Source organism: Arthrobacter sp. MYb229, assembly GCF_002975405.1.
Lineage (GTDB): Bacteria > Actinomycetota > Actinomycetes > Actinomycetales > Micrococcaceae > Glutamicibacter.
The window spans coordinates 36,630-58,854 of sequence record NZ_PCPS01000008.1 but is presented as its reverse complement, the minus strand read 5'-3'; the positions used below and the strand labels follow the sequence as shown (position 1 = coordinate 58,854).

The window sequence follows — 22,225 nt, the reverse complement described above, 5'->3', positions numbered from 1 at the left end:
CGCTTTGCGCTGTCTGTGCAACTGCGTTGGCAGGTCCCCCGCACCGGCCGCGGCTAGGCGTCGCGCCGCTTCAGCGAAATATACCCGGCTCCGAGCAGGGCCACGGTCCAGCCGATCAGCACCAGCAGCGCCGCCGGCGGCCCATAGGGTTCGGACGCGCCGGTGGCCATGAACGTCGCCGCGTTGGTCGGCAGGTATTGGGCCAGCGTCTGCACCCACTCGAACGGAATCAGCTGCAGGATCTGCGGAAGCCCGATCACCAGCATGATCGCCGAGACGATCGCTCCCGCCGAGTTCCGGCAGAGTAGCCCGAGGCCGAGCACCATCAAGCTCAATAGCGCCAGATATGCACCGGCGCCGAGGCAGGCCGAGACCAGGTCGGAGAGAGCGAAGGCGCCGTACTGCCCCGCACTGAGCGTTGCCGGGATGGTGCCCAAGCCGATCATGCAGACCCCGGCAACCAAGCCGAGCCCGGCCAGCAGCAGCGCCTTGGCGCCGAGCATGACCGAGCGGCGCGGCACCGACTGCAAGGTGGTGTAGATGCTCCCGCTGGAGTACTCGTTGGTGATGTGCAAGGCGGCCACGGCGGCAAAGAACAGCTGGCTGAATTGCAGGGTCGCAAACACCAGCAGCGGCGCCGGCATCGCGGTGTCGAAGCCATTGTCCCCGCTGGCTTTCGCGCTGGCCCCTAGTAGCCAGCCCAATGCGATGGTCACCAGTATTCCCGAGGCATAGAGCCCGACCAGGGCACGCAGCCCGAAGAATTTGGTGGCCTCGGCGCCGGTTGCCCGCAACAGCGGTCCGGCAAAGTCACCGGTCCTGGATTCACCGATCTGCAGCGTGCTCATTTGCTTCCCACTCTCCCTGCTAGCTCGGTGGAGTATTCCACCGTGTCGTGAGTCAGTTGGTTGTAGGCGTTTTCCAGCGACCCGTGGGCAACGCTGAGTTCATGCAGCTCGATACCACCGGCAAAGGCCGAGGCGCCGATAGCTTCCAGCGGCAATCCAATCACTTCCAGACGGTCTCCGGCGGTGGCATTCACCTCGACACCGGGTTGCAGCAGCAACCCGGCGAGCGCGGCGGCCTGCGGCGAGCGCACCGTGATGACCGGTTCGGTGAATTGCTTGATCAGCTCCTGCGTGGGTGCTTGGGTGATCAGCGCCCCGCGTCCGATCAGGATCAGCTGGTCCGCGACCTGCTGCACCTCGCTCATCAGGTGGCTGGAGACGAAGATGGTTCCGCCGCGCTCGGCCCGGGTGCGCATCAGCTGCCGGATCCAGGAGATGCCTTCGGCATCCAACCCGTTCATTGGCTCGTCCAGGATCAGGATTTGCGGGTCGCCCAGCAGGGCGGCGGCGATTCCCAGCCGCTGGCGCATGCCGAGGGAGAATCCGCCGATCCGTTTGCCGGCCACCGGCTGCAAGCCGACTTCGGCCAGCACCTCATCCACCCGGGATGCCGGGATCCGATTGCATTGCGCCAGGGACTTGAGGAAGGTGCGCGGGGTGTGCCCGGGGTGCCCCGCCGTGCCGGAGATGTGCGCACCTACCGTATGCAGCGGGTAGCGCAGCTGCGCGTAGGGAACCGAATTGACCAGCGCCTGCCCGCTGCTTGGTGCGTCCAGTCCGAGGATCATGCGCATGGTGGTCGATTTGCCGGCCCCGTTGGGGCCGAGGAATCCGGTCACTTGCCCGGGTTCTATGGTTGCGGTCAGCGCATTGACTGCGCGGGTGGCGCCGAAGTCCTTGCTCAGCGCTTCGAATGCGATCATGGTGTGCTCCTTTAGTTCTGCTCTCCACCCTAGGATTCGCCGCTGCCGCCGCGCACCGGCTGGAGGTCTGCATTCTCGCGGCACCGAACCCCTACCTTGGTCGGTGTCTGCCCGCGGCGATTCTGCGTAGCATGTTGTTCATGACTACCTCGTGGAAGCAGCTGGTTCTGCTGTTGCTGCTGGCTCTCTGCGCCTATTTGGTCCCCATCTCCACGAACGGGGCCTGGGTTGTGCTCGCTCCCCTGGCCGCGGCCTGTAGCTACCTGGCCGGACGGCATGTTTCCTCCCTGGCCCATGGATTGCTGGCCCTTGGGGCGGGGACGCTGGCCGCCGGGGTGACGCTGGCACTGTCCTCGCACCTGAGCCTGTTGACCTTTGCGCTGAATATCCTCACCGGCTTGGTGCTCTTTGCGCTGCTGCCCTGGTGGGCCGGCCGGGCGCGGCGCAATGCGGTGCTGTTCCGCAGCCAGGAGCGCCGGCATGTGGTGGTGCAAGCCGAGCTGCGCGAACGGGCGCGCATCGCCGAAGCCATGCATGATCAGCTGGGCCACGATCTGGCGCTGCTGGCGCTGTCCTCCAGCGGGCTGCAGGTGTCCCTGGAAAAGGGCACGCCGGCCTATGCGCAGGCGGCGCGGATCCGCGAGCAGGCCGATGAGTCCATCGAGCATCTGCACCAGATCATCGGGGTGCTGCACGAGGACGGCGACCAAGCGCCGCTGGGTCCGGCAGGTTCATCGCTGGAGCAGCTGGTCGAGCAAGCCCGGGCCAAGGGCATGAAGATCAACTTCACCCGGCATGGTCCCTCGCCGCAGGCCCCCGGATCCATCCGGTGGGCCGCCGTGCTGCGCCAAGTGGCCCAGGAGGCGTTGACCAATGCGGCGAAGTACGCGCCGCACGCCGAGGTGGAGCTGGAACTCGATACGCGCTCGGAGCAGGCGGTGCTGAGGATTTCCAATCCCCTGCATGGCCCTGTCCCGCCGGTCCGGCCCGGGGCCACCGGAATCGCTTCGCTGCGCGGCGCCCTCGAAGCCGCCGGCGGTTCGCTGGCGGTGCACCGCACGAAGGAGCGCTTCGAACTGCGCGCCTGCATTGCCCAGTCATCCTCGCCCCCGGCGCCTGCCGGGATGCACTCTCCCGTGAAGCGCACCAGCACCTCGATGCTGGTGCTGTTGCCGATCCTCGCCGTCACGGTGATTTCCGCGGCCCTGCTGCTGTTGCAGCATGCCACCTACCAAGCCACGGCCCTGCACCCGTCGGAGTACCAGAAGCTCAAAGTGGGCATGGACTCGGGCGAGGTAGCTTCGCTGGTCCGCGCCCCGGGCCTGGATGAACCGCTTCCCGTGATCGACGAACCGGCGCCGCCGGAGAATGCGCAGTGCCGCTACTATGCGGCGCGGACCGGCCTGCTGGATCTGGGCAGCGAGATGTTCCGCCTGTGCTTCACCGATGACGTATTGGTCTCCACCGACCACCTCTACCCCGCCGGCTAACCAAAGGAGCTGCAGATGAGCATGGATACCCCAGTCAGCATCCTGCTGGTGGATGACGACGCCCTGATCCGCGCCGGGCTGCGCGCGATCCTCGCCAGCGACCCGGGCATCTCGATTATCGGCGAAGCGGAGAACGGGGCGCGCGCCATCGAACTGGCCGAACGCCTGGCGCCGTCGGTAATCCTCATGGATATCCGCATGCCGCAGCTCGATGGGCTGGGCGCCCTGGAAGCGATCCTGGCCCAGGCCCCGGAGGCCAAGGTGCTGATCCTGACCACCTTCGGCGAGGAAGACTACATCGACCGGGCCATGTCCGGCGGAGCCTGCGGATTCATGCTCAAAAGCTCGGGGCCCGAGGAACTACTCGGAGCCATCCATGCGGTGGCCGAGGGCGCCGCGGCGCTGTCCCCGCGCATTGCCCGTCGGGTGATCGACAAGGTGCGCGGCATCGATACCGCCTCGCTGGCCCGCGCCCGCACTTTGGTCCAAGGGCTGACCGTGCGCGAACGCGAGGTGCTGGCGCTGGTGGGATCGAGCCTGACCAACGCGGAGATCGCCGCCCGGCTGGTGCTCACCGAGGCGACGGTCAAGGGGCATATGACCGCGATCCTGCTTAAGCTCGGCGCGCGCAACCGCGTGGATGCCGCGCTGATTGCCTATCGCGCGGGTGTTGTCCACCCGTAGCGGCTCACGACATGTTTCGCAGGCTGCCGGCAGGGGCGGAGAATGTTGAACGCACCGCTCATCCCAAAAGGTGGCTTTTCACGACGCAGCAGCCCGTTGATCTCATCGCAGCATGCGGCCTTCTCGACACGTTCATCGAAACTGAGTTCGTCGAGGTTGCGGCAGGGATTTAAACGCCATCAGATGATATGGCAACAATGGTCGACCTATATTCAAGCATGCCGAAGAGGAGCTATTCGGATTCAGGCCATTGGTCGTTCATCCGTTCTGGAAGACCAGGGATGAAGGCCCGCCGACTTTCCCAGAACTGCTCGGGTTTCGTGCCAGTTATCCCTATACCGTCCGTCCGCATTATCGGGATTCCCTTGACAAACCAAGTGGATTCCCAGCGAGGCTGAACCACCCCGCGAAACGCCTTCGCTGTTGGCACTTTCAGCTGGTCCGAGGATCCCTAGCTGACATCGGCGGAAGTTCGGCCGGAGAAAACTCGTAGGACGTCATGGATAGATCATTCCTGCAACCCAGCGCGCCGAGCGGCGACCGGTGGAAGCTGCCCGTCCATCCAGTGCTGCTGCTACTTAGGGCGGGACCTGTAGTGTCCTGGGACGTACCTGCCTGCGCGGTGGTGGGCTTTAATCCACACCTGTCCGGTTTTCGGCTGGCCGGAATCTCCGGGTTCTCCAGCCGCTTCCCCGAGGCTGATGGCAGTGGGTGGCGAAATGTCTTTGAGGCCCGCGACTCGGTTGCGGTTCGAGCCCTCGAAGGCGCGGTGCATTGATTCGGCCGCGTCGGCCTCGGCACCGAGCCTGATCGCCTCCTCGGCCCAATGGGAGACAGCTTCATTGATCCGGCGCAGACGCGTGACGGCCTCGGTACGGGTGAGCCGGAACGAGTCAAGGTGGTCCAGCAGTTCGAGTACGTTCCGGTCGAAGGTATCCCCACCCGGCACGAGAGGAGTGTCGGAGGTGCCTGTCCGCATGGGATTCACGTCGAACGACGGCGATAACCTCCAGCCCCTGCCAATCTTGAGCAGGCCGTGATTTCGCATGTGGTCATCGATATTGTTGACCATAGCGCCGAACGCTGCTCGGCTGAACATCTCCTTGGAATCTGCCACGGGATTGGATGAGACCATCGAAATTTCACGGGCAAGCTTGACATAGCTTGGGTGCTCGCCGTCGTTTAGCTGGAGGGCCGTGCGTGCACTCATGTATGGTATGCGCTCATCGCCCGACCTGTCGAAACGCTTGGTGAGGAAGATCTGGTGGTATTCATCCAGCCTCATCAGCCGGGAAGGTTGGACTTCGATTCCAGCTCGCTGCTGCAGGCGTATCGCTACCATTTCCCAGAGCTGGACATTGCCCAGGTCCGAGGTCTTTGGGAATTTGGCGAGCAACATCGACCCATCCGCGTCGCGAACCCAAGCTTTTGGCTGAGCACCTCCAGGAGATGATCCAGCCCCGATGAGCAAGCTGTTTTGCTCGTCTATGTACCCGGTCTCCTCGTAAGCGCGTGACTGTTCGGCAAGCACTGGCAGGTCGCGAACACCCGCCCATTGTCCCCAGCTGGAGAGGAATTTTCCGTTTTCCCGGAACCGCAGTGCGCCTTGCCTCGTCTGGTCGTTGACCATGAAGAGCCGGGATATCTGCGTATTCCTCGGTGCTGGTACGCCAGTTGCCTTGGAATGCAGCCGTGCCTCCTCATGGAGGAGTCGCTGACCCCATGCATCCGGTGCAGCATCCATGAACGAGCCGAACATCTCCCGTCCCAAGGTGGGGCGCTGCGGCCCCTTTATCAACGGAAGTTCGGGCGAGATAGCGAAGGAGCAGTCAGAGGCAAGCCAGGAGTCGGAGTACGTGAAGGCTATATGCTCCAGTGGTGAGAGGGCATCGGACTCGATCGTCAAAGTGCCCGTTGCAGTCTCGCCAGTCAGTACCTCGACACGCCTGATTTTTATGCGGTTCCGCCGGCTCATGAACTCCCCCTTGGTGCACGCTGGCGACTAAGCAGTCGTGATCTGGCACGACCCAAGTCGGTGTTGAGTGGCTCGACAGCATCATTTATACGGTCGACAATGCCGAGAACCTTGGCGACTACAAGGAAGGTTTCGAGTTTTGCTCCTGCGCCTTGTTCTAGTTTGATCAGCGTGCTCCTGGAGATGCCGGCCCGCTCGGCAACCAGTTCTTGAGTCAACCCAAGAATAATGCGCCATTCCTGCAGGCTTGCACCGAGCTTTTGAGCCTCAAGCATTTAAGCTCCTAATGTAGCTACTTATAAACATTATCGCATACAGTGAGTGCAAATAGCTACATTGCGATGCCTAGAATTCACCTCATAACCAACTAACGGATGAGGGTCAGCCCAAGCTTCAGCCGACGGCCCCGATGGCACGCAACGATGCAATGGGCAAGTTGGCCACTACTGCGGTTCAATAATGCGGACTGCAGATCCTCGGGTCAACACGCCACCCACCACCGCAACCCGCACTCGCCGGCAACTACCAAGCATTCAATCCGCATAGGGTGGCACTGCTTCGAATGCGCAATTTTCCGAACTCTCGCACAGGCGCGTGTCCGACGCCATACTCCACCTCAGGGAATATTTGACGCATCAACTTGTTATTACATGCATACGCATATAAATTAGAGGTAAGCACACAGCGTATCTCGACAGCTTAGGAGCGGACATGCAATTCGGAGTCTTTTCAGTCAGCGACATCACCCGCGACCCGACCACCGGCAAGATGCCAACCGAAAAAGAGCGCATCGACGCTTCGGTAGCCATCGCCAAGAAGGTCGAAGAGATCGGCATGGATGTCTTCGCCATCGGCGAGCACCACAACCGCCCATTCTTCTCCTCCTCGCCCACTACCACGCTGGCCTACATCGCCGCGCAGACCGAACGCATCATCCTCTCCACGGCGACCACGCTGATCACCACGAACGACCCGGTGAAGATCGCCGAGGACTTCGCGATGCTGCAGAACCTGTCCAACGGACGCGTGGACCTGGTGCTGGGACGCGGCAACACCGGTCCGGTCTACCCATGGTTCGGCAAGAACATGCAGGACTCGGTGAACCTCACCGTGGAGAACTACGACCTGCTGCGCCGACTCTGGGATGAAGACGTGGTGAACTGGGAAGGCAAGTTCCGCACCCCGCTGCAGAATTTCACCTCCACCCCGCGCCCGCTGGACGACGTGGCGCCGTTCGTCTGGCACGGCTCGATCCGCACCCCGCAGGTGGCAGAGATCGCCGCCTACTACGGGGACGGCTTCTTCGCCAACAACATCTTCTGGCCCAAGGAGCACTACAAGCAGCTGATCGACCTCTACCGTGAGCGCTACGAGCACTACGGCCACGGCAAGGCGCACCAGGCGGTCGTCGGCTTGGGCGGCCAGTTCTACATGGCCAAGGATTCCCAGCAGGCGGTCAAGGAATTCCGTCCGTACTTCGACAACGCCCCGGTCTACGGACACGGCCCATCCATGGAGGACTTCACCGCGCAGACCCCGCTCACCGTCGGCTCCCCGCAGCAGGTATTGGAGAAGACCCTGAGCTTCCAGGAGTACTTCGGCGACTACCAGCGCCAGCTGTTCCTCATCGACCATGCCGGGTTGCCGCTGAAGACCGTGCTGAACCAGCTGGATATGTTCGGCGAGTACGTATTGCCGGAGCTGAAGAAGGAAATGGCATCGCGGGCGGCCCCGGATATCGCCGATGCCCCAACCCACGTGGGCCGCGTGGCTGCCCGCAAGGCTAAACTGGAAGCCGAGCAAGCCAACGCCCCGAAGGAGCCAGAAGTCAGTGACCGGGACCAGTAGCACCCAGGCCTCGTTGAAGGTCACCACCGACGCGTGGGAGGCGCTGTTCCGGGCGCAGGTCGCGGTGATGCGCCAGATCACCGCGATGCCCGAATTCGCCAAGCTCTCCATCCGGGAGTACGACGTGTTGTTCAACCTGCGCCACGCACCGGAGAACGAGACTCGGTTGGTGGATTTGAATAAGCACCTGCTGATCTCCCAGCCCAGCCTGAGCCGGATGATCACTCGCCTCGAAGAGCGCGGGCTGGTCTCCCGGTGCACCGATCCCACCGATCAGCGGGCGAGCCGGATCAGGCTCACCGAAGCGGGCCTGGCCACGCAGCGGGACATCGGCCGGGCTCACGTCAAGCAGCTGCATCGGCTGATGGGCGAGGCATTGAGCGAAGAAGAATTCATCGAGCTCCAACGGTTGAGCACCAAGCTGCGCAACGCCGTGGAGTAGGGACTGCAAGTTCATGCCAAAAGGGCTACCAATTAAGTACCGGCAGCCCTTTGGCGTATCCACTCAGCTTAGGTCCCCAGCGCTAATGACATGCTGAGATTTATCCCGGCATTCCTCGAGAAGTGAATTCCCGGCGACGATTTGCCCAATCGGAACAACTCCCCCTGTACATGCAGGCCCGATCCGGTATCGTCTGTGGCAGCAACCAACCGACGTGCAGGAGTTCTCATGAACATCGCAACGCACCTTCTGATCCACCGCTATCTTCCGGGCAGCGGCCCGCAACCGCCGAGCGAAGAGTTCGATGCGGAAATGCTCCAGTGGGAATCGCTGGATGCCCAATTGCGCTCCGAAGACATCCTGATCTCGGCCTATGCCCTCCAGGACCGCGGCTCGGTGTGCTCGCAGGAAAGCAACGCCGAGTTGGACACTGAAGCGGAAATCGTATTCGCCGTGCACGCGATCAAGGTCTCCGATGAAGCGCAGGCCCAGGAAATTGCCCGGCGCATGCCGCATCTGCCCTACGGGAGCGTGGAGATCCGGCCCCTGATGGAGTAGCCATAATTACTTGTAGAAACCTTCGCGCAGATTAATTCCATGCTCCAGCCAGATCTTCATCGCGCAGAGCATCCCGGTCCAGCCCTCGCAATTGCCGAAGGCCCCGGTGAGCCCCTGCGGCGAGGAGAGCCATCCCGACTCGGTGATCTTCACCTTGGTTCGCGCAGCATCGTCGATCGCTTCGAATTCGAAGGTGACGGTGTTCATTCCGTCGTCCGCGGCGACACCCTCGCCCGCCCATTTCAACACGATGAGCTCGTCCGGAATGGCTTCGAGCACCTGCACCGGGAAGCGGCCCGGGAAATCGTGGAAATCCCAGCTGACTTCGGCGCCGGTTTCCAAGCGTCCCTGCGCTCCCCCGGTAGTGAAGTAGGCGGATAGTTTTTCCGGATCCGCCACGGCTTCGTAGACCTCGTGGCACGAGGTGGAGATGCGGCCGGTGACGTCGAAGGACAGCGGTTCGGACGGCAGATTAGTTTCCATACTGCATCCTTACCCGGCAGCCCTCCGCACGTCAACGGTTGCGGTTAAGTCCGCTCAACCAGTTCGGCGAATCCATGCTGGGTTCCGGTGGCTATCCCGAAGCTCACCGGCACAGGAGCCGAGCAGCAGGAGTCCTCCTGCGCAGGCGCTTGGGCCGATTCTGCGGAACAGCTGCTCGCTCCGGCGGCGGAGGCTGCCGGCACCTCGCAGGAGTTGCCGGTGTCGGTGGAGCACACTCCGGTTTCCGGCAAATCCAGTTCCACCTGATCCGCCGCGGTGCGGTCTCCGGACAGGGCGGCGGCCAGCGAGCGAACCTGCTCGTATCCGGTAGCCAACAGGAACGTCGGGGCGCGGCCGTAGCTCTTCATGCCGGCAATGTAGAAGTTCTTCTCCGGGTGCCCCAGTACTCGTTCGCCGTGGGCCGAGACGGTGCCGCAGCTATGGAACTCGGGATCGATCAGCGGGCCCAGTTCACGCGGTGCTTCCACCGCGAGGTCCAGATCCAGGCGCAGCTCGGAAAGCATGCTCAGGTCGGGGCGGAAGCCGGTGGCAGGCACCACGAAGTCAACCTCGAGCTCGCGCCCATCGGCGAGCGACACCTGCAAGCTTTCTGCCGAGTGCAGCTCGCGCACCGAGACGTGTTCGAGCAAGGTCACCTGTCCGGTCTCCACCTGGCGTCGCAGGCTTGTGCCCAGCTGGCCACGAGCCGGCAGTTCATCGGCGGATCCGCCGCCGTAGAGGCGAACCGGGTTAGCCTGCCCACGCAGTCCCCAGAGAAGTTGGGTTTCCGGATTCTGCTGCTTCAGCCGTCCCAAGAGGATCAAGGTGTTGGCGGCCGAGTGCCCGGCTCCGAGCACCAGCACCCTCTTGCCTGCAAAACGCTGCGCATCGGCGCCCAAGGGATCCGGCAAGGGCGAGGTGATGAAACCTTCGCTTCTCGCCGTTTCTTCACCGAACGCGCGGAGACCCGAGCGGCCAATCGGGTTGGGAGTTTCCCAGGTTCCGGAGGCATCGATGACCGCACGCGCCGTCAGCTCGGTTGCGCCGTCCGCGGTTTCGACCCGGACCAGGAACAACGATTCGTCGCGCGCGGCCGAACGTCCCTTGTCCAGCCCGCCGCCCTCGGCGCTCACCCGGCTGACCGAGGTGACTCGCTGCCCGTAGCCGATGGCTTCGCGCAGCTGCGGGTGGGCGGCCAATGGCTCAAGGTATTCGGAGACCAGCTCCGCACCGGTGGGCAGGCGCTTGGGATTCGGCGCCTGCCAGTCGCCAGCGTAGTGCTCGGTCGGGGTTTCGAGCAGCCGGCGGCTGGCCTCGTCGATGTTGTAGCGCCAGGTGGAGAACAGCTTGATATGCCCCCACTGCTTGATGGCGGCTCCGGCGCTTGCTCCGGCTTCCAGGACGCGAACCGCCTGTCCGCGTTCGAGCAGGTGCGCTGCGGCCGCCAAGCCGATGGGGCCGGCGCCGATGACGACGACGGGGAACTGGGATTCCATGGTGCTCCTTCGCTACAAACTCTAGACTTTGTTTTCGAGCAATTCGGTGATGAGGTTTTCGATGCGTGCGCGAATCTCGTCGCGGATCGGGCGCACTCCATCGATGCCTTGCCCGGCCGGGTCCTCAAGCACCCAGTCTTCGTAGCGCTTGCCCGGGAAGACTGGGCAGGTGTCTCCGCAGCCCATGGTGATGACCACGTCGGATTCCTTGACTGCTTCGGTGGTCAGCACCTTCGGCACCTCGGCGGACATGTCGATGCCCACCTCGGTCATCGCGGCCACGGCGGAAGGGTTGATTTCCGCGGCCGGAGCCGAGCCGGCCGAGCGGACCTCGATGCGACCATCCGAGAGGTTGGACAAGAATGCTGCCGCCATCTGCGAGCGGCCGGCGTTGTGCACGCAGACGAACAGGACCGATGGCTTCTTTAGAGGAGTAGACAAGATCTTAGCCTTTGCTAGGTGCCGAGTTGGCGAGGACTTGGGTGGGGAAGAATTTGCGCGACCAAAGCGCCACGTAGACCAGGGCAACCAGGATTGGCACCTCGATCAGCGGTCCGACGACGCCGGCAAGCGCCTGGCCGCTGGTGACGCCGAAGGTGGCGATGGCCACCGCGATGGCCAGTTCGAAGTTGTTGCCGGCCGCGGTGAAGGACAAGGTGGTGGTGCGCGCGTATCCGAGCTTCAGCGCCCAACCGATCAGCATGCTGGCCCCGAAGACCACCACGAAGTAGGTCAGCAGCGGCACGGCCATGCGGGCCACATCCCACGGACGGGAAATGATGGTGTCCCCCTGCAGCGCGAAGAGCAGCACAATGGTGAACAGCAAGCCGTAGAGCGCCAACGGGCCGATCTTTGGCAGGAAGCGCGACTCGTACCATTCGCGCCCCTTGGCCCTTTCGCCCAGCGTGCGGGTGAGGAATCCGGCGAGCAGCGGGATGCCGAGGAAGACCAGCACCGAGAGCGTAATGGCCCAGACGGAGAATTGCGCGCTCGTGGTTTCCAGTCCCAGCCAGCCCGGCAGCACCTGCAGGTAGAACCAGCCGAGCACGCCGAAGGCGAATACCTGGAATACCGAGTTGATCGCCACCAGCACCGCGGCCGCTTCGCTGTCGCCGCAGGCCAGGTCGTTCCAGATCAGCACCATGGCAATGCAGCGCGCCAGACCGACGATAATCAGGCCGGTGCGGTATTCGGGCAAATCGGGCAGGAATACCCAGGCCAGCACGAACATGAATGCCGGGGCAAGGATCCAGTTGATCAGCAGCGAGGTAATCATCAGCTTCTTGTCGCCGATTACCCGATGCGTCTGGTCATAGCGCACCTTGGCCAAAACCGGATACATCATCACCAGCAAACCGATGGCGATAGGCAGTGAAACCCCGGCAACTTGCAGGGAGTCCAACGCCTCACCCAGCCCGGGAATCACGCGCCCCAAGGCAAGGCCAATGACCATTGCGGCGAGGATCCAGACGGCTAGATAGCGATCAAGGGTCGACATTTTTGCTGCCACCTTGGCGGTGTCAACGGGCGCTACAGATTGACTCACGAGTACATCCAAATCATAGACATCGAAGAATATCGATATACCTAGTATGATGAGATGCATCGAAGGTTGTCAATATGATCGATCTGCCCGTAGCCGTTCAGGAAGAAACACAAGGATGCCACAAAACGTCGTACTCGAAACCAACCGCACCGACCTTTCCCAGGGCCCCGGATGCTGCGTGCCCGAGAGTGGCCAACCGTCACTGAACGCTTCCGATGCCGAGCTCTTGGCCGCGCGCTTCAAGGCGCTGGCCGATCCAAACCGGCTGCGCATCCTGTCCATCATTTCCTCCAGCGCCGAGGCCGAAACCTGCGTCTGCGACTTCTCCGAACCGCTGGGACTCAAGCAGCCCACGGTCTCCCACCATCTGAAGATCCTGGTGGACGCGGGCCTCTTGCACCGTGAGAAACGCGGAGTCTGGGCCTACTACTCCGTGGTGCCCGGAGCCCTGGGCGAACTAGCCCGGACCCTGGAACTCAAGAGTTAGCTCAACACCCAAACGGGGAGGCGTACCGATACTGTCCGGCGGGCAGGCTTCGCTCGTCAAAAACGCGAACCATGAAGTTATCTCCCCACGAACGCTGCGTGGGAATAATGCCGCGGGCGATGGCCGGCTCGTAGCCGAAGCGCTGGTAGTACTTCGTCGCGCCCAGCAACACGATCCCGGAAATGCGTTCATTTTCCGCGCGGTCCGAGATGGCCTGCATCAGCGCGGTCCCTGCGCCCATATTCTGGTATTCGGGTGCTACCGCAAGGGGCCCAAGGCCCAGCAGGCTGTGTTTCCCATCGACCGTACCCCAGGTGGCAATCACATGCGCTATCACCGTTTTGTCGTTCGTCGCCACCAGCGAAAAGGTCGGCGAATAGGCGTTGCAATCAAAAAGCCGTTGCACTAATCCGACCTCGATCGGCTCGACCAGATGGTCGTCCTTGCTGAAGGCCGCATGCGTCACAGCGTAGATTCCCGCCCTGTCATCGAAGACTTCTTGCCTGATCTGCATGATGGATAACTTACCAAAATTGTGGGTCCGATGAAGACTCGATAGTTCACAGGATCTCACGCTCACGTGGCATCAGGCCGATTAAATCCATGCCCTATAGGTGAATTTAGTTTTGTCACTCGCCGCAATAAACAACAATCGGCAGACGAACTTTGCGCAATAAGTCACTTGAACCCTTGCCCACACATGGTCAAGGATGGTCGAATGAATCATCATCACTCGGACTACGGAGCGACACGAGATGCCCAAATATTCTCGCACCAAGCTTTTAATGGCTCTTTCCGTCAGCACGGTCCTCGCGCTCGGAGTACTGCCCGGACCGGCCATGGCCGCCGGCCAACCAAGCGCAGTACAGTCCGCGGTGAACCCCGCCTCGTTGCCCGTGGCCGCAGCCAGGAAGCTAGACCGGAATCCAAGCCACCTCGATGTCTTCGTCAATAAGAGCTACCCGCTGAAGCCAGCGAAGTACGTACCGAAGACCAGTAAGGTGCAGGGCACCGGCATCCGGCTGCACCCGGAGGCGGCCAAGGCCTACAACAAGATGGTCAAGGACGCCAAGAAGTCCGGGGTCCGCATCCAGCTGATCAGCGGCTACCGCTCCTATGACCGCCAAGCGCAGCTGTTCAATCAATACACCAGGATGTATGGCAAGAAGTATGCCGAACGCATCTCCGCTAGGCCCGGCACCAGCGAGCACCAGACCGGACTAGCCGCAGACGTAGGTAACAGCAATGGCGCCTGCGCCTTGCAGTCCTGCTTCGAAAACACTCCCGTCGGCAAATGGACAAAGAAGAACGCCCACAAGTTTGGCTTCATCCTGCGCTACCCTAAAGGCCAGGAATCGGTCACCGGATACGCGTACGAGCCGTGGCACTTCCGCTATGTCGGCACCTCGCTGGCCAAGTCCTACACAAATTCGGGCGCCAAAACCTTCGAGCACTTCCACGGTGTGGCCGCCACGAAGAAGAACCCTCCCAAGTCCGGCAAGGGCACCGCGCGAACCACCGCGAACCTGAATATGCGCACCGGAGTGGGGACCGGCAATCGAGTTGTCCTCACGATCCCGCGAGGCAAGACCATCAAGCTCACCGGCTCCAAGAAATCCGGCTGGTACCAGGTCAGCTACAAGTCCAAGAGCGGCTGGGTCTCCGGGACCTACCTGAGCAACGTGTCGATGCCGCAGACCTCGAAGCCAAAGACCGAAACCAAGAAGAAACCGGCGCCGAAGAAGAATACCGGTTCGACGAAGAAGACCACCGCAAACCTGAACATGCGCACCGACGCCGGCACGGGCAACCGCGTCATCCTCACGATCCCGAAGGGCAAGCGCGTCAAGGCCACGGGCAAGAGCACCTCCGGCTGGCTGCAGGTGACCTACAAGTCGAAGACCGGCTGGGTCTCCGGGACGTACTTGGCCAATACCTCCGCGCCGAAGAAGTCCAAGCCGAAGAGCGAAAGCACGCCAAAGAAAAAGACCAGCGCCAAGCAGACGACGGCGAACTTGAATATGCGTACCGGCAACAGCACCAAGAAAAAGATCATCCTGACCATCCCGAAGGGCAAAAAGGTCGAAGTCACCGGGTCGAAGAAGTCCGGTTGGTACCCGGTGAAGTACAAGTCGAAGACGGGCTGGGTCTCGGGAACTTACCTCAGGTAGTATCCACAGTCTCCAAGGTGGATCTGCGGCGTACTCGAGTGCTCAGGCTTCCTCCGGAGCATGCGAGCAGCCAAGACACTCAAGCAAGGCCGCGAGCGCAGCCGGGATGTCCTCCAGCGGCACCGCCTGCGCCAGCAGCCGCGCGTAGCGCACCTTGTTGCCGCTGCGCCCGCCGAAGAATCTGGCCAGCTGCCGTTCCACGGGCTGGTTCCGCTGGTAGGGCTGGGCCTGCAAGCGGCGGAAGGACCCCAGCTCTCCCTGCCCGGCGATCACCGATTCGACGCCCAGCGGTCCGAGCGCCCGGATGAATTCGTCTTCCAGATCGGGGTCGCAGACGAACACCGTTGCCAGTACGCGTTCGAAGTCGCGCCGCTCGGCGGCGTCCACCAAGCCGAACAACTGCGCGCCTGCCAGTTGCTGGGCGGCACGGCGGGCGCCCTTGGATCCGCCCACCGGCAGCACCCGCGGGACGGGCATCTGCAGCCTTGCGGCCAGCGTCCGCACCGCCACCGCGTCGCTTTCCCCCTCGACCAGCACGATCCTCATGAAGTCATGGAAACATAGCGGAGCTTCCGCTTCCAGTCCCATGCCCCGCATTTCGGTACGAAGGCAAGCATCAGGGGGCCATTCAGCGGGTCACGAAAGCCCCGCGCAGGCAGTGCATCGTCACCATGAGATTTTCGGCCAACTCCGTTTGTTCCTCTGGGACCGTGGGGCCTACCGGCGGCAGTATATAAAAGTGGTGGTGTCCTCGCGGCGTTTGCCGTGGGGTCACCACCACTTGGGAGCCAGCAACATTCGCCGTTCAGCCGCGGAAGTCCAGCAGCACCTTTCCCGATTCCTCACTGTTCAGCGCCGTCTTCAGCGCACCATGGAGGTCCCGGGCCGCGAAGGTGTGAGTCACGATCCCATCCACGTCTAGCGAGCCATCTGCCAGCGCCGCCAGCACTCGGTCCATCTCGTCATTGAAGCGGAAGGCTCCACGCAGATCCAGCTCGCGTGCGATGGCATGCGCCATGGGCACCGCGACCTCGCCCTGGTGTTGCAGGCCCACCATGATGACCGTGCCGCCGCGCAGTGCCGCGCTGATGGCCGCGGCCAACCCAGGCACCGAACCGGAGGCCTCGATGACCACGTCGGCGCCAAGCGCCGCGATCTGCTGCGCGTCCGTCGCGTCAATGGTTTCGTCGGCGCCAAGCTGCTCCGCGCGATCCCGCGGGGCCTGCGCCAAATCGCTGAGCACAATCCGCGACGCGCCCAGGGCCTTGGCCGCGGCCACGCAGAGCAGGCCGATTGGCCCGCCGCCAATGACCGCTACGCTCCGGCCATCCACCGAGCCCGCGCGCTGCACCGCATGCCAGGCCACCGAGGCAGGCTCGGCCAGAGCCGCAGTGCGCAGTTCCAGACCTGCTGGCAGCACCCGCAGCATCCGCGAGGGCAGAGCCACCCGCCGGGCGAAGGCGCCCTGGGTATGCGGCAGGCGGGCCGCCGAGCCCAGGTAGGTGGCACCGGGCGCCAGATGCGGCTTGTCCTGTGGCCAGCGGGTCTCTCCGTCGGCATGGGCGGTGCCCGGGTGCACTGCCACGTTCGTGCCTGCCGGAGGCGAGGAGCCATCGGCAGCGGCGGCATGCACCGTGCCCACCACCTCGTGGCCCAGCACCATCGGCTCGCGCAGGATCGAGGCGCCTGCCGCACCGTGCTTCCAGTAATGCAGATCCGAGCCGCAGATCCCGCCGTAGGCGATCTCCACTACCGCTTCATCTGCTGCCGGAACCGGCTCTGGAAGGATTTCCAGGCGCACATCATCTGCAGCGTGCGCTACCACCGCCAGGTTTTCGGGACTAGACAACGGAAGTCATCCCGCCATCGACGTAGAGCACCTGGCCGTTGACAAAGGTGGCCGCGTCCGAAGCCAGGAAGACCAGCGGCCCGACCAGCTCCTGGATCTGCCCCCAGCGTCCGGCCGGGGTGCGCTGGGCCACCCAGGCGGAGAATTCCGCGTCCGCCACCAGGCCGGCGGTCAGCTCGGTGCTGAAATAGCCCGGAGCCAGGGCGTTGGCGGTGATGCCGTGCGGGGCCAGTTCGGCGCACAACCCGCGGGTGAGCATCACAATCCCGCCCTTAGTTGCCGCATAGGGCGTGATTCCGGGACGGGCCAGCTGGGATTGGACCGAACCGATGTTGATGATGCGTCCGCTCCCGCGCTTGGCCATCGAGGATGCCACCGCGCGGGACATGAGGAAGGCACTGGTCAGGTTCGTCTCGATCAGGGTGTGCCAATCCTTGAGCGAGAATTCGGTGATTGGTGCGCGCAGCTGCATGCCGGCGTTGTTGACCAGGATGTCCAGCACTCCATGCTCGGCCGCCAGCGCAGCCAGCGCGGTTTCCACCGCAGCCTCGTCGGTGACGTCGAAGACCGTGGTGTGCACCGGCCGCCCGGTTCCGGCGGCGATCTGCGTGGCGGTGGCCCGTACCGCACCCTCGTTCCGCCCGTGCACGATCACGGTGGCTCCGGCCGCGGAAAGCCCTGCGGCCAGCGCACGGCCGATGCCGCGCGAGCTTCCGGTCACCAGGGCGAGCTTTCCGCCCAGGTCGAAGCCGTGCTCCGCCGCCGGGCTCAATGCTTCTCTCCCGCGGAGACCGTGCGTTCTGCGGTGAAGGAGGTGTGCGCGGTGACCACAGAGGCTCCCGCACCTTGGCTCCCGGCCAGCCAGACGTCGTCTCCGGCTTCCACCGAGGAAATCTTGACCGCGTCATCGGTGCGGGTCAGGTCCCGGCGCAGGGTTTCGGGTACCAGGAAGGTGGAGGCAACGGTGATTGCGGCCAGTGCAGCCATGTAGAGGCCAAGCACCAGCCAGTTCGCGTCGGTGATGGCGATCAGGTACGCGCCGAGCACACCGGCCAGGCCGCCGGCCAGCACCGCGGAAAGCTCGCGGGCCATGGCCACACCCAGGTAGCGGTGGCGGCTGCCGAAGAGTTCGGGCAGCATGGCGCACTGCGGGCCGAGCATGGTGCACACGGCCACCCCGATACCCACTGCGATCACGGCGATGGCCAGTGCATGGTTGCCCAGCGTCAGGGCCCACCAGGCCGGGATGGAATAGGCCAGCATGAAGACGGCACCGAAACGGTAGATGATCCGCCGCCCATAGCGGTCCGAAAGGGCCCCGGCGAAGGGAACGGTGAACACTCCGATTAGCGAACCGATGGTCACGCCCCAGGTCAGCAAGCCCTTGTCGGCTTCCGGTCCGACAACGGTGACGAAGAAGCTCAGCGCTAGCCCCTGGAACATGTAGGATCCGCCGTTCTCCCCCATGCGCAGGCCGATGCCCACCAGCACGCCGGGCAGCCCGTTGCGGAATAGTTCCCGCAGCGGGTGCTCGGAAACCTGGTCCCGCTTCTCCATCTCCACGAAGGTCGGCGTCTCCTCGAGCTTGGCGCGGATGAGTACCGCCAGGATGATCAAGGCAAAGGACGCGAGGAAAGGCACACGCCAACCCCAAGTCATCAGGGCTTCCTCGGGCAGCATGGTCAGCAGCGAGAAGACCACCGCGGCCAGCAGGGTACCGGCCTGGATTCCGATGAATGGCAGCGCGGAGAAGAATCCTCGGCGCGCCGGCGGAGCATATTCGGCCATCAATACGGTAGCTCCGGCCTGTTCGGCGCCGGCTCCGAAGCCCTGGAGCAGGCGCAGCAGCACCAGCAGGGCCGGCGCCCACATCCCGGCAGTTTCGTAGGTGGGCAGCACGCCGATCAGCGTGGAGGCCCCGCCCATGAGCATGATCGTAATGATCAGCACGAGCTTGCGCCCCAGACGATCGCCGAGCATTCCGAAGAACAGGCCGCCGAAGGGGCGGGCGACAAATCCGACGCCGAAGGTCGCGAAGGCCGCCACCGTGGCCATGGCGGGATCTGCCTGCGGGAAGAACAGCACGTTGAAGATCAGTGCGGTGGCCAGTCCGTAGAGCGCGAAGTCGAAATACTCCAGGGCGCTGCCGATGCTGGCTGCGAGCGTGGCCCGCTGCAGGTTCTTGGCGTAGTTCGGATCCGCGGCGGGTCCGTCCGACCCGGTGGGTGTGGCTGGTGTGGTGTTCATGGAGGTCTCCTTCGACGAGTGAGTCGCATCACTTCTTCCTGTGCATCGAAGATATCAGCATAGCGAACGTCGTACAACCCATTGAACGACGTTTTTGCGATCCGAGCCGCCGAACGGTCAAAAAAGAGCAACCCCGCCGCCCCTAAAAGGGGCAACAGGGTTGCTCTTTGACGGCAATGCGGACATTCCCGCGTAGTTAGCTCAGTCGCGTGCGGTGCGTGCTCGCCAAGGGTTCTCCAGCCGCGCGGCGACCTCGCGAAGCGCGGTTCCAATGGCGGCGATGCGCACCTGATCAGCTTGGTCGGATGGTATCGCAGCCCCTAGGGCCAGCGGCGGATCCCCGGGCGACCAAGCCGGCAGCGGCACGGCAACTCCGAGCACGCCAACGGTGGAATGCCCCTCGTCCACGGCGTAGCCGCGCTGGCGAGCCACCTCCAGTCGACCCTGCAGCTCGTCGAGGTTCAATTCCAATCCGTCTACCCCGCTGCGCAGCGGCAAGACTGGTGCGAGCAGCTGCTCCAGCTCCAGGGCATCTAGCGAAAGCAGCAGGGCGTTGCCAGCGGCGCTGAATACGGCAGGCAGGCGCGATCCGAGCGGCGTGCCGAACCGGTAGGGGGCGCGACCCTCATGGCGGGCGAGGTACAGCGCATCGGCGCCGTCCAGCATGGCGATCTGCACTACCTCGCCGCGCAAGGTTGGCGAGGAGGAGATCAGGCCGAAGAATTCACGCACCTGGTTGAATTGCAGCGAATAGGCGCCGCCGAGTTCTGCGGTGCGGCGGCCCAGCCCGAAGCCCTCGCTGGTGCGCCGGATCATATCGCCATCTTCCAGGGCCTGGCAGAGATTGGCGCAGGACGATTTGGCGATGCCCAGAGTGCGGGCCAATTCGCTCAGCGACAACGCCCGCCCATCAGACTCGGCCAGAAGTCCCAGAATGCCCAGTGCACGGCTGACCGCGGGCGCGGGGTCACGCGTGGCACGTTCAGCTGCTTCGCTCTCCGCCTCATTTACGCTTGTCATCAGTAGAACTCTACGGTATCCACCCGGTTGCGCAACAGCTTTCCGTCCAGCAGGCACGTCGCGTTTTGCGCGAACAGGCGGGCGATCCGACTAGTCTCCTGATCGCTGAGCGCAGCCGTATGCGGGCTAATGAGCACGCTGGGATGATCCCAGAGTGCACTGGTGGCCACCAGCGGTTCGTGGGCCACCACGTCCAACGCGGCGAAGCCGATCCGCCCGTCGTCCAAAGCGGGGATCAGGGCCGCTTCGTCCACCACGGTGCCCCGTCCCACGTTCACCAGAATTGTTCCCTGCCGCACCGCGGCAAAGACCTCGGAGCCAAGTAGTCCCTCGGTGCTTGCGGTCCCCGGCAGGGTGGCCACAATGGCATCCACCTTGCCCGCGGCCTGCGCCAGCTGGGACGGATCGATCAGCCGGTCCACCCCGGGCACCGCCTTCCCGCTGCGCGAGGTTCCCCAGATGGTGGAGCCGCAGGCCTTAAAGCGCTCGGCCACCGCGGCACCGATGCCGCCGAGGCCCACCACCAGAACAGTCATCTCGTCCAGGTGGCGCATTCGCCAGCGTTCGGCCGGCCACAGCTTTTGCGCCTGGTCTGCCTGAAGCTTGCGCAGGTTCTTGGCCCCGGCCAGCACCCCGAAGAGCGCGAACTCGGCCAAAGTAGATCCATGCACCCCGGCGCTCGTGGTGAAGGCTACGCGCTCCAGCTCTGCGGCAGTCAGCCCGGCGGCCTTGACCTGCGCGCCTCCCCCGGCGGCCGTGGTGTGCACCCAGCGCAGATCCCCATTGGCGCGCACCGTCTCGCCCAGCAGGGCCGGGTTGACATCGGGGATTCCGAACAGCGCGTCCACCGAGTTCAGCATACGGGTGTAGCGCTCGTTCTGCGCTGGTGTCCGGGTGAAATCCGGGTCGCCTTCCCAGTCGCCGTTCCAGCGATGCGGACGATAGAGCCCAGGTTCATGGATCAGGTCGAGCCGGGGCTCAATTTCGCTGATCAATTCGAGGTCTGCGTCCGGCAAATCTACGGCGATGCCCACCCGTAGCTTCTGTTTCATTGGATTCATGGTTCCTTCATCCTTCCGTTTAGATGACAGCATAACCGCTTAGACAGTATATTGAACAGAGTTCTACATATTGACCACGTGTGTCGAGAGTTAGCTGCGGCGCCTAAAGACAGAGGATTAGCCCATGAATGCTGTGACCGAAGAACGGCCAAACCGCGTGGGAGTTATCGGGCTGGGGGCCATGGGCTGGCCCATGGCCCGCCTGCTTGCGGCCGGGCATGGGGACGCATATGTCACCTCAAGCCGTCCGGCGAGGCAAGTTCTATCCGACCTCGATTCGGAAGGTTCGCAGGTTTCGGGGAGTATCCATTGGTGCGAAACCCCTGCGGATCTGGCAGCTTCCTGCGATGAAATCCTGCTGATGCTCCCCGATCTGCCACAGATCATCGAATGCCTGGACGCGGTTGACGGACTGTTGGCGGGCCTGGAGCGCCGTACCGCTGCGGCGCCGGCCTTGTTGCTGGCCATTGGCTCCACCTGCTCGGCTACGGGAGTGCGCAACTTGGCCGGACGACTGCACCGAACGCACGGCGAGCGCATAGTCCTGGTTGACGCGCCGGTCTCGGGTGGAGAGGACGGGGCGAAGGCAGGGACGTTGTCGATCATGCTCGGCGGCGTCGAGGAGCACTGCCACCGGGCCGCCCAAATGCTGGCACCTTGCGGCACTGCCGTACGGCTGGGTGAGCTCGGTGCGGGCCAGGCGGCCAAGGCATGCAATCAGCTGGTGGTGAGCGCCACGATCTTCGCTTTGGGAGAGGCCTCCGTCTTGGCTGAACGCTCGGGACTGGATCTCGCGGCCATGTGGGAATTGCTAGGTGGCGGCTACGCTTCTTCGCGGTTGCTGGACAGCCGCAGGGATCGCTTGGTAAGCGGGGATGATTCGCCATCCGGGGTCATCAAGTATCTGCGCAAGGACCTCGACTGCGCGCGGGAGCTCGCCGAGGCTACCAGTACGCACGCAGTGTTGCTGCCTGCCCTGCGGCAGGCGGTGGACGAGGTCATCGACGCCGGGCTGGGTGATAGGGATCTGGCGGTGACCAAGCGCTTCATCGCCGAGCGCTAGTCGCGCCCAACGAATCCCGCACAGTTCGGGCACC

23 protein-coding genes are annotated in these 22,225 nt (G+C 63.5%); 8 read left to right on the top strand and 15 right to left on the bottom strand.

What is annotated here, in order from left to right:
* Positions 1–53: 53 nt before the first annotated feature.
* Complete coding sequence (locus CQ019_RS16555; protein WP_105570170.1) at positions 54–848, bottom strand: ABC transporter; 795 nt, start codon at positions 846–848, stop codon at positions 54–56.
* Positions 845–1,771 carry an ATP-binding cassette domain-containing protein gene (locus tag CQ019_RS16550; RefSeq protein WP_105570216.1) on the bottom strand — a complete coding sequence of 309 codons (927 nt, stop codon included), beginning with the start codon at positions 1,769–1,771 and terminating at the stop codon, positions 845–847. Before CQ019_RS16550 ends, CQ019_RS16555 begins: the two co-directional genes overlap by 4 nt.
* Positions 1,772–1,911: 140 nt before the next feature.
* Between CQ019_RS16550 and CQ019_RS16545 the strand changes: the two genes are divergently transcribed.
* Complete coding sequence (locus CQ019_RS16545) at positions 1,912–3,261, top strand: sensor histidine kinase (RefSeq protein WP_181148571.1); 1,350 nt, start codon at positions 1,912–1,914, stop codon at positions 3,259–3,261.
* Between the two features lie 15 nt (positions 3,262–3,276).
* Entirely contained in the window at positions 3,277–3,945 is a 669-nt protein-coding gene (locus CQ019_RS16540) for a response regulator transcription factor (protein ID WP_105570168.1), read from the top strand.
* 574 nt (positions 3,946–4,519) lie between these two features.
* On the opposite strand, the gene CQ019_RS16535 is transcribed toward CQ019_RS16540, so the two are convergent.
* Together CQ019_RS16535 and CQ019_RS16530 are read right to left on the bottom strand one after the other, a co-directional pair.
* The gene (locus tag CQ019_RS16535) at positions 4,520–5,920 is read right to left on the bottom strand and encodes a type II toxin-antitoxin system HipA family toxin (protein ID WP_105570167.1); all 1,401 of its coding nucleotides are present in this window, start codon (positions 5,918–5,920) and stop codon (positions 4,520–4,522) included.
* Positions 5,917–6,195: a helix-turn-helix transcriptional regulator gene (locus tag CQ019_RS16530; RefSeq protein ID WP_096288557.1), complete on the bottom strand. Its 279-nt coding sequence runs from the start codon at positions 6,193–6,195 to the stop codon at positions 5,917–5,919. Before CQ019_RS16530 ends, CQ019_RS16535 begins: the two co-directional genes overlap by 4 nt.
* Before the next feature lie 436 nt (positions 6,196–6,631).
* Between CQ019_RS16530 and CQ019_RS16525 the strand changes: the two genes are divergently transcribed.
* From CQ019_RS16525 to CQ019_RS16515, 3 genes are all read left to right on the top strand, one after another.
* Entirely contained in the window at positions 6,632–7,768 is a 1,137-nt protein-coding gene (locus CQ019_RS16525; protein WP_105570166.1) for an LLM class flavin-dependent oxidoreductase, read from the top strand.
* Positions 7,752–8,210, top strand: a complete 459-nt coding sequence (locus CQ019_RS16520) for a MarR family winged helix-turn-helix transcriptional regulator (RefSeq protein ID WP_105570165.1) — start codon at positions 7,752–7,754, stop codon at positions 8,208–8,210. The genes CQ019_RS16525 and CQ019_RS16520 overlap by 17 nt, the downstream gene beginning before the upstream one ends.
* Before the next feature lie 228 nt (positions 8,211–8,438).
* Positions 8,439–8,768: a YciI family protein gene (locus CQ019_RS16515; protein ID WP_105570164.1), complete on the top strand. Its 330-nt coding sequence runs from the start codon at positions 8,439–8,441 to the stop codon at positions 8,766–8,768.
* Between the two features lie 6 nt (positions 8,769–8,774).
* On the opposite strand, the gene CQ019_RS16510 is transcribed toward CQ019_RS16515, so the two are convergent.
* Genes CQ019_RS16510 through arsB form a run of 4 tightly spaced genes read right to left on the bottom strand, consistent with a single transcriptional unit; the run spans position 8,775 to position 12,245 of the window.
* Entirely contained in the window at positions 8,775–9,251 is a 477-nt protein-coding gene (locus CQ019_RS16510) for an SRPBCC domain-containing protein (RefSeq protein ID WP_105554394.1), read from the bottom strand.
* A 44-nt stretch (positions 9,252–9,295) separates the two neighbouring features.
* Complete coding sequence (locus CQ019_RS16505; protein ID WP_105570163.1) at positions 9,296–10,747, bottom strand: FAD-dependent oxidoreductase; 1,452 nt, start codon at positions 10,745–10,747, stop codon at positions 9,296–9,298.
* A gap of 21 nt (positions 10,748–10,768) precedes the next feature.
* The gene (locus tag CQ019_RS16500) at positions 10,769–11,191 is read right to left on the bottom strand and encodes an arsenate reductase ArsC (RefSeq protein ID WP_374954811.1); all 423 of its coding nucleotides are present in this window, start codon (positions 11,189–11,191) and stop codon (positions 10,769–10,771) included.
* Between the two features lies 1 nt (position 11,192).
* Positions 11,193–12,245, bottom strand: a complete 1,053-nt coding sequence (gene arsB / locus CQ019_RS16495; protein ID WP_181148584.1) for an ACR3 family arsenite efflux transporter — start codon at positions 12,243–12,245, stop codon at positions 11,193–11,195.
* A 163-nt stretch (positions 12,246–12,408) separates the two neighbouring features.
* Between arsB and CQ019_RS16490 the strand changes: the two genes are divergently transcribed.
* A complete protein-coding gene (locus CQ019_RS16490; RefSeq protein ID WP_105554390.1) occupies positions 12,409–12,780 on the top strand; it encodes a helix-turn-helix transcriptional regulator in 372 nt (123 codons plus the stop codon).
* A gap of 1 nt (position 12,781) precedes the next feature.
* Here CQ019_RS16490 and CQ019_RS16485 read toward each other — a convergent pair whose 3' ends face one another.
* Positions 12,782–13,294, bottom strand: a complete 513-nt coding sequence (locus CQ019_RS16485) for a GNAT family N-acetyltransferase (RefSeq protein WP_105554389.1) — start codon at positions 13,292–13,294, stop codon at positions 12,782–12,784.
* 241 nt (positions 13,295–13,535) lie between these two features.
* Between CQ019_RS16485 and CQ019_RS16480 the strand changes: the two genes are divergently transcribed.
* Positions 13,536–14,951, top strand: a complete 1,416-nt coding sequence (locus CQ019_RS16480; protein ID WP_105570160.1) for a D-alanyl-D-alanine carboxypeptidase family protein — start codon at positions 13,536–13,538, stop codon at positions 14,949–14,951.
* Positions 14,952–14,993: 42 nt separating this feature from the next.
* Here the strand turns inward: CQ019_RS16480 and CQ019_RS16475 are convergent, their stop codons facing one another.
* From CQ019_RS16475 to CQ019_RS16450, 6 genes are all read right to left on the bottom strand, one after another.
* Positions 14,994–15,428 (bottom strand): hypothetical protein, encoded by a 435-nt coding sequence (locus tag CQ019_RS16475; protein ID WP_219844269.1) that lies wholly within the window; start codon positions 15,426–15,428, stop codon positions 14,994–14,996.
* A gap of 328 nt (positions 15,429–15,756) precedes the next feature.
* On the bottom strand, positions 15,757–16,800 hold the full coding sequence (locus tag CQ019_RS16470) for a zinc-binding dehydrogenase (protein WP_105570159.1): 1,044 nt from the start codon (positions 16,798–16,800) through the stop codon (positions 15,757–15,759).
* Positions 16,793–17,572 carry an SDR family oxidoreductase gene (locus CQ019_RS16465; RefSeq protein WP_105570158.1) on the bottom strand — a complete coding sequence of 260 codons (780 nt, stop codon included), beginning with the start codon at positions 17,570–17,572 and terminating at the stop codon, positions 16,793–16,795. Before CQ019_RS16465 ends, CQ019_RS16470 begins: the two co-directional genes overlap by 8 nt.
* Positions 17,569–19,047, bottom strand: a complete 1,479-nt coding sequence (locus CQ019_RS16460) for an MFS transporter (RefSeq protein WP_105554384.1) — start codon at positions 19,045–19,047, stop codon at positions 17,569–17,571. Before CQ019_RS16460 ends, CQ019_RS16465 begins: the two co-directional genes overlap by 4 nt.
* 201 nt (positions 19,048–19,248) lie before the next feature.
* Positions 19,249–20,067 (bottom strand): IclR family transcriptional regulator, encoded by an 819-nt coding sequence (locus tag CQ019_RS16455; protein WP_105554383.1) that lies wholly within the window; start codon positions 20,065–20,067, stop codon positions 19,249–19,251.
* Complete coding sequence (locus CQ019_RS16450; RefSeq protein WP_258134070.1) at positions 20,067–21,119, bottom strand: D-2-hydroxyacid dehydrogenase; 1,053 nt, start codon at positions 21,117–21,119, stop codon at positions 20,067–20,069. Before CQ019_RS16450 ends, CQ019_RS16455 begins: the two co-directional genes overlap by 1 nt.
* Before the next feature lie 133 nt (positions 21,120–21,252).
* On the opposite strand from CQ019_RS16450, the gene CQ019_RS16445 reads away from it, so the two are divergent.
* Positions 21,253–22,191, top strand: coding sequence for an NAD(P)-dependent oxidoreductase (locus tag CQ019_RS16445; protein WP_105570156.1), 939 nt, complete (start codon positions 21,253–21,255; stop codon positions 22,189–22,191).
* Positions 22,192–22,225: the final 34 nt, after the last annotated feature.

Bases quoted from the DNA above. Each gene is read 5' to 3' on its own strand.
- CQ019_RS16480 (WP_105570160.1), top strand. From the start codon at position 13,536: ATGCCCAAATATTCTCGCACCAAGCTTTTAATGGCTCTTTCCGTCAGC.
- arsB (WP_181148584.1), bottom strand. From the start codon at position 12,245: ATGTCGACCCTTGATCGCTATCTAGCCGTCTGGATCCTCGCCGCAATG.
- CQ019_RS16505 (WP_105570163.1), bottom strand. From the start codon at position 10,747: ATGGAATCCCAGTTCCCCGTCGTCGTCATCGGCGCCGGCCCCATCGGC.
- CQ019_RS16555 (WP_105570170.1), bottom strand. From the start codon at position 848: ATGAGCACGCTGCAGATCGGTGAATCCAGGACCGGTGACTTTGCCGGA.
- CQ019_RS16485 (WP_105554389.1), bottom strand. From the start codon at position 13,294: ATGCAGATCAGGCAAGAAGTCTTCGATGACAGGGCGGGAATCTACGCT.
- CQ019_RS16530 (WP_096288557.1), bottom strand. From the start codon at position 6,195: ATGCTTGAGGCTCAAAAGCTCGGTGCAAGCCTGCAGGAATGGCGCATT.
- CQ019_RS16550 (WP_105570216.1), bottom strand. From the start codon at position 1,771: ATGATCGCATTCGAAGCGCTGAGCAAGGACTTCGGCGCCACCCGCGCA.
- CQ019_RS16510 (WP_105554394.1), bottom strand. From the start codon at position 9,251: ATGGAAACTAATCTGCCGTCCGAACCGCTGTCCTTCGACGTCACCGGC.
- CQ019_RS16525 (WP_105570166.1), top strand. From the start codon at position 6,632: ATGCAATTCGGAGTCTTTTCAGTCAGCGACATCACCCGCGACCCGACC.
- CQ019_RS16450 (WP_258134070.1), bottom strand. From the start codon at position 21,119: ATGAAACAGAAGCTACGGGTGGGCATCGCCGTAGATTTGCCGGACGCA.
- CQ019_RS16445 (WP_105570156.1), top strand. From the start codon at position 21,253: ATGAATGCTGTGACCGAAGAACGGCCAAACCGCGTGGGAGTTATCGGG.
- CQ019_RS16455 (WP_105554383.1), bottom strand. From the start codon at position 20,067: ATGACAAGCGTAAATGAGGCGGAGAGCGAAGCAGCTGAACGTGCCACG.
- CQ019_RS16545 (WP_181148571.1), top strand. From the start codon at position 1,912: ATGACTACCTCGTGGAAGCAGCTGGTTCTGCTGTTGCTGCTGGCTCTC.
- CQ019_RS16540 (WP_105570168.1), top strand. From the start codon at position 3,277: ATGAGCATGGATACCCCAGTCAGCATCCTGCTGGTGGATGACGACGCC.
- CQ019_RS16490 (WP_105554390.1), top strand. From the start codon at position 12,409: ATGCCACAAAACGTCGTACTCGAAACCAACCGCACCGACCTTTCCCAG.
- CQ019_RS16515 (WP_105570164.1), top strand. From the start codon at position 8,439: ATGAACATCGCAACGCACCTTCTGATCCACCGCTATCTTCCGGGCAGC.
- CQ019_RS16460 (WP_105554384.1), bottom strand. From the start codon at position 19,047: ATGAACACCACACCAGCCACACCCACCGGGTCGGACGGACCCGCCGCG.
- CQ019_RS16535 (WP_105570167.1), bottom strand. From the start codon at position 5,920: ATGAGCCGGCGGAACCGCATAAAAATCAGGCGTGTCGAGGTACTGACT.
- CQ019_RS16475 (WP_219844269.1), bottom strand. From the start codon at position 15,428: ATGCCCGTCCCGCGGGTGCTGCCGGTGGGCGGATCCAAGGGCGCCCGC.